This is a genomic window from Streptomyces sp. NPDC046881 (assembly GCF_040645015.1).
In the GTDB taxonomy this organism is placed as follows: Bacteria; Actinomycetota; Actinomycetes; order Streptomycetales; family Streptomycetaceae; genus Streptomyces.
Genome location: NZ_JBEYXJ010000220.1, coordinates 1 through 3,195 on the forward strand (window position 1 = coordinate 1; position 3,195 = coordinate 3,195).

At 74.0% G+C, this 3,195-nt stretch carries 4 protein-coding genes; all 4 read left to right on the forward strand.

Features of this window, described 5'->3' with window-relative positions; all coding sequences use genetic code 11:
- Positions 1 to 67: 67 nt before the first annotated feature.
- The 4 genes from ABZ923_RS41070 to ABZ923_RS41085 all read left to right on the forward strand — a co-directional run bounded on the left by ABZ923_RS41070 (position 68) and on the right by ABZ923_RS41085 (position 3,126).
- Positions 68 to 673 carry a hypothetical protein gene (locus ABZ923_RS41070; RefSeq protein WP_361483489.1) on the forward strand — a complete coding sequence of 202 codons (606 nt, stop codon included), beginning with the start codon at positions 68 to 70 and terminating at the stop codon, positions 671 to 673.
- Positions 674 to 751: 78 nt separating this feature from the next.
- Positions 752 to 1,213, forward strand: a complete 462-nt coding sequence (locus ABZ923_RS41075; protein WP_361483492.1) for a hypothetical protein — start codon at positions 752 to 754, stop codon at positions 1,211 to 1,213.
- Positions 1,214 to 1,411: 198 nt separating this feature from the next.
- Positions 1,412 to 2,626 (forward strand): hypothetical protein, encoded by a 1,215-nt coding sequence (locus ABZ923_RS41080; RefSeq protein ID WP_361483495.1) that lies wholly within the window; start codon positions 1,412 to 1,414, stop codon positions 2,624 to 2,626.
- A gap of 131 nt (positions 2,627 to 2,757) precedes the next feature.
- Positions 2,758 to 3,126, forward strand: coding sequence for a hypothetical protein (locus ABZ923_RS41085; protein WP_361483498.1), 369 nt, complete (start codon positions 2,758 to 2,760; stop codon positions 3,124 to 3,126).
- Positions 3,127 to 3,195 lie beyond the last annotated feature (69 nt).

Consider the following 3,195-nt stretch of genomic DNA (forward strand, 5'->3'; position numbering starts at 1 on the left):
CCCCCCCCGCCCCCCCCCCCGCCCCGGCCCCCACCCCCCCCACCAGCTCAGACCGAGAGGAAGCGCCATGTTCACCGAGACGATCGTCCACGCAGGCGGCGACAGCCGGGGCCCCGTCAGCGAGTCCCACGCCCTCATGCTCCTGCGACGGGCGCTGAACCGCGGCTTCGGCTCCGAGGCCACCCTGAACGGCGGCGCCTCGATCCGCTGGACGCGCATCGACCTCACCACGCACCAGCCGGTCCTGCGCTCGATCACCCTGACCCCGGAGATGCCGGTCGGCACGCTCGACGCCTCGACCCGCGCGCACCTCGCCCTCATCGGCCTGGGTGACGCCCGCCACGTCCTGACCGCCGACAGCCGCCACATCGTCGCCGGCGACACCGTGATCCCCACGGGCGAGACCGCCCGCCTCCGCGCCCGGCGCCTCGTCGCCGTTGACGACCGGGGCCGCGTACGCCTCACGCTCGCCGCCCGCCTCGGTCTCCTCGCTCGCGACCACACCCAGGCCGGTGGCCCCGACAGCTTCGCCATGTGCTCCTGCGGCCTGACCACGAGCGCCCCCTCCGGCGAGATCGCCGGGAACGTCCAGCGTGGCCACCGGCAGAGGGTTCTCGCCCGGTTCGTCGAGTCGATCGACGCCGCCTACGCGGCCGCCATCTCCAGCCGCTGACCCCCAGACGGGACGGCGTCCGGACGCCCCTCGCACACGTCCGGACGCCGTCCGCTCCGATATCCGAAAGGACCAGCCATGCGCATCACCCAGGCCCGCGTACGCGGCGTCTACGCCACCGCTCTCCAGTACCTCGACGGCGACCAGGTCCCGGCCGAGGCCCGGCAGCTCCACCGCGCGCTGGACACCGCGATCCACCGGCGCCACCCGGAGGCCGACCGGCGCGACAAGCGCGCCCTGCGGCACAAGGCCCTGGAAGGACTGCCCGACTGGGCCGAGGCGGCCACCCGCGCCGACCTCGTCGACCAGCTGCGGGGCGCCGCCCGCTTCGGCCTCGACCTCACCGAGATGGTGGGCCGGCCGTACGCCCTCACGGCCGCCGGGATCTGGTTCCACGGCGCCTACTCCGCGCGCCGGGTGCGTACCGACCAGCCGTTCCCGACCGGCGTGAGCTACGACGGGCGGCCGTGGCTGCGGCTCTGGACGGACGACGAGGAGGCCGTCAACCCGACCATCGTGGCGGCTGAATTCGCCGCGTGATCCGCCGCGATCCGGACGGCGTCCGGACGGCGTCCGTGCAGGTCAGCGCTCTCGTCCGGATGCGTCCGCGTGAGACGTCCGGGCGGCGTCCGGACGCGTCCGGACGCCGCGATTTCTCGGGCCCACCCCGGTACCCCAGGGCCCCTCACGCGTTGGACATAGTGACTACCCACTAGCACCCTTGAAAGGAGTCAGCGGATGCCCAACACCGCCCCCTCCTCCCCGACGGTGGCCATCGCCCGCGTCCTGCGCGGCCTCGGCCTCACCCAGGGCCGCGGCTGCGACTTCCGCGTCACCGGCGACTACCGCAACGGCGAGCGCGTCGGCACCTTCGTGCTCGTCCTCGGCCGCCACGCGGAAGAGGTGGTCGCCGCGAACGCCGACGAGATCGAGCGCCTGTCCGACGAGACCGGCTTCCCGTTCCGCGTCTCCGTCCGCTACTTCAACGGCAAGCCGCGCCCGGTCACGAGCATCGCCAACTACGGCAGCCGCGTCCGCGACACCCCGCCCGCCTCGGCCGACACCGACGAGCCGGCCCCGGCCGCCATCGAGGAACCCGCCGAGGCCGCGCCCACCGTCGAGGAGCCCCCGGCCGCCCCCGAGTCCGACACCGAGGACGACGCGGCAACCGAGCTGCCCCCGCCCGGCACGACGGCCGCCGGGTTCCTCGAGGGCGCCCGCACGCGGGCATGGGGACGGCAGCGCGCGAACGCACTCGGCTGGTCCGAACGCCAGGCGTACCTGGTCGCCTCGGCGGGCACTGCGGCGCTCAGCTACGACGCCAACGGCGTCCTGCGCGACCGCCCCCGCCCCGGCTGGTCCGGAACCGCCGTCGACGAGGCCCGCCTCACTCCGCTCATCAAGGCCGGATTCATCACCGTCACCGAGCCGTACGGTCCCGGCTACAAGCGCGTCAGCATGACCGCCGACGGTCGCGAGGCCCTGTTCCTGTGGCGCGTCTACCGGCCCACCCCGGCCGTGAAGGACCGAAAGCAGGAACGCGAGCCCCTCCAGCCGCTCATCGGCGGCGAGACCGCCAGCCGTCTCGCCGAAGCCTGGGCCGAGGACGAGCGCAGGAGCCGCGCAGAGCGCGAGGCGTTCTACGCGGCCATGGACGAGCTGCACGCCTGGGAGGACCGCGAGGAGAAGCGCGCGCAGGCGTGGGCGAAGGTGCAGGGCTTCACCCACCGGCTCGGCCGGAAGCCCCCGGCCGACTGGGTGCCCACCGCCGAGGAGATCGCCGAGCACCTCCTGGACCCGGCAGTCGTCGACGACCTGCGCGCCGAAGCCACCCGCCCGACCCCGAAGCCCGAGCTGCCCAAGTCGGGCCCGGTCCGCCTCGTCCGGCCCGCACCCCTCCCGGCCCTCCCGGCCGCCACGGAACAGCTCAGCCTGTTCGCCGAAGCCGCCTGACCCACCACAATGGCCGACGGACAAGCCGTCGGCCACGACCAGAAAGGGGCACCCGCATGGGAGCCATCCTCGAAACACGGCCTCAGATGGAGCCCTGGTTCAACGTCGAGGTACGCCGTGAATCTGCGTACGTGACCGCGACGACGTACATCAAGGCGTGGTACCGGCAGCGGGCCGGTGAAGGCGACATCACAGCCGACGAGCGGGACGCCGCCTGGAGGCCGGTCGACGAGCACACCACGATCGCACCGGGCACCCACGAGGCCCTCGCCAGCGCCCTGGAGCAGATCACCGAGCACCGCGCGTACCGCGAGTGGCGGCACACCGGCAGCCACGCCGGCGGCGCGCGCGCCGAACTGCGAGACGGCCAGCTGCACATCACCACGCCGACCTCGCACCGGTACGCGGAGTACGAAGGAGCGGCCGAGATCAGTCACATCGAGTTCGGGTACGAGGACGTCGGCCCGATCCTCGCCGACCTCAAGCGCCTCGGCTCCTGACCCCGGCCGATGCGAAGGGCGCCCCGCCCCCCCCACCGCCGGGCCCCCCGCCGCCCGTGGGGGGTGCAG

What these genes read in the sequence shown, in the direction of transcription:
- ABZ923_RS41080 (WP_361483495.1), top strand. Translation starts at nt 1,412, where the DNA reads ATGCCCAACACCGCCCCCTCCTCCCCGACGGTGGCCATCGCCCGCGTC.
- ABZ923_RS41070 (WP_361483489.1), top strand. Translation starts at nt 68, where the DNA reads ATGTTCACCGAGACGATCGTCCACGCAGGCGGCGACAGCCGGGGCCCC.
- ABZ923_RS41075 (WP_361483492.1), top strand. Translation starts at nt 752, where the DNA reads ATGCGCATCACCCAGGCCCGCGTACGCGGCGTCTACGCCACCGCTCTC.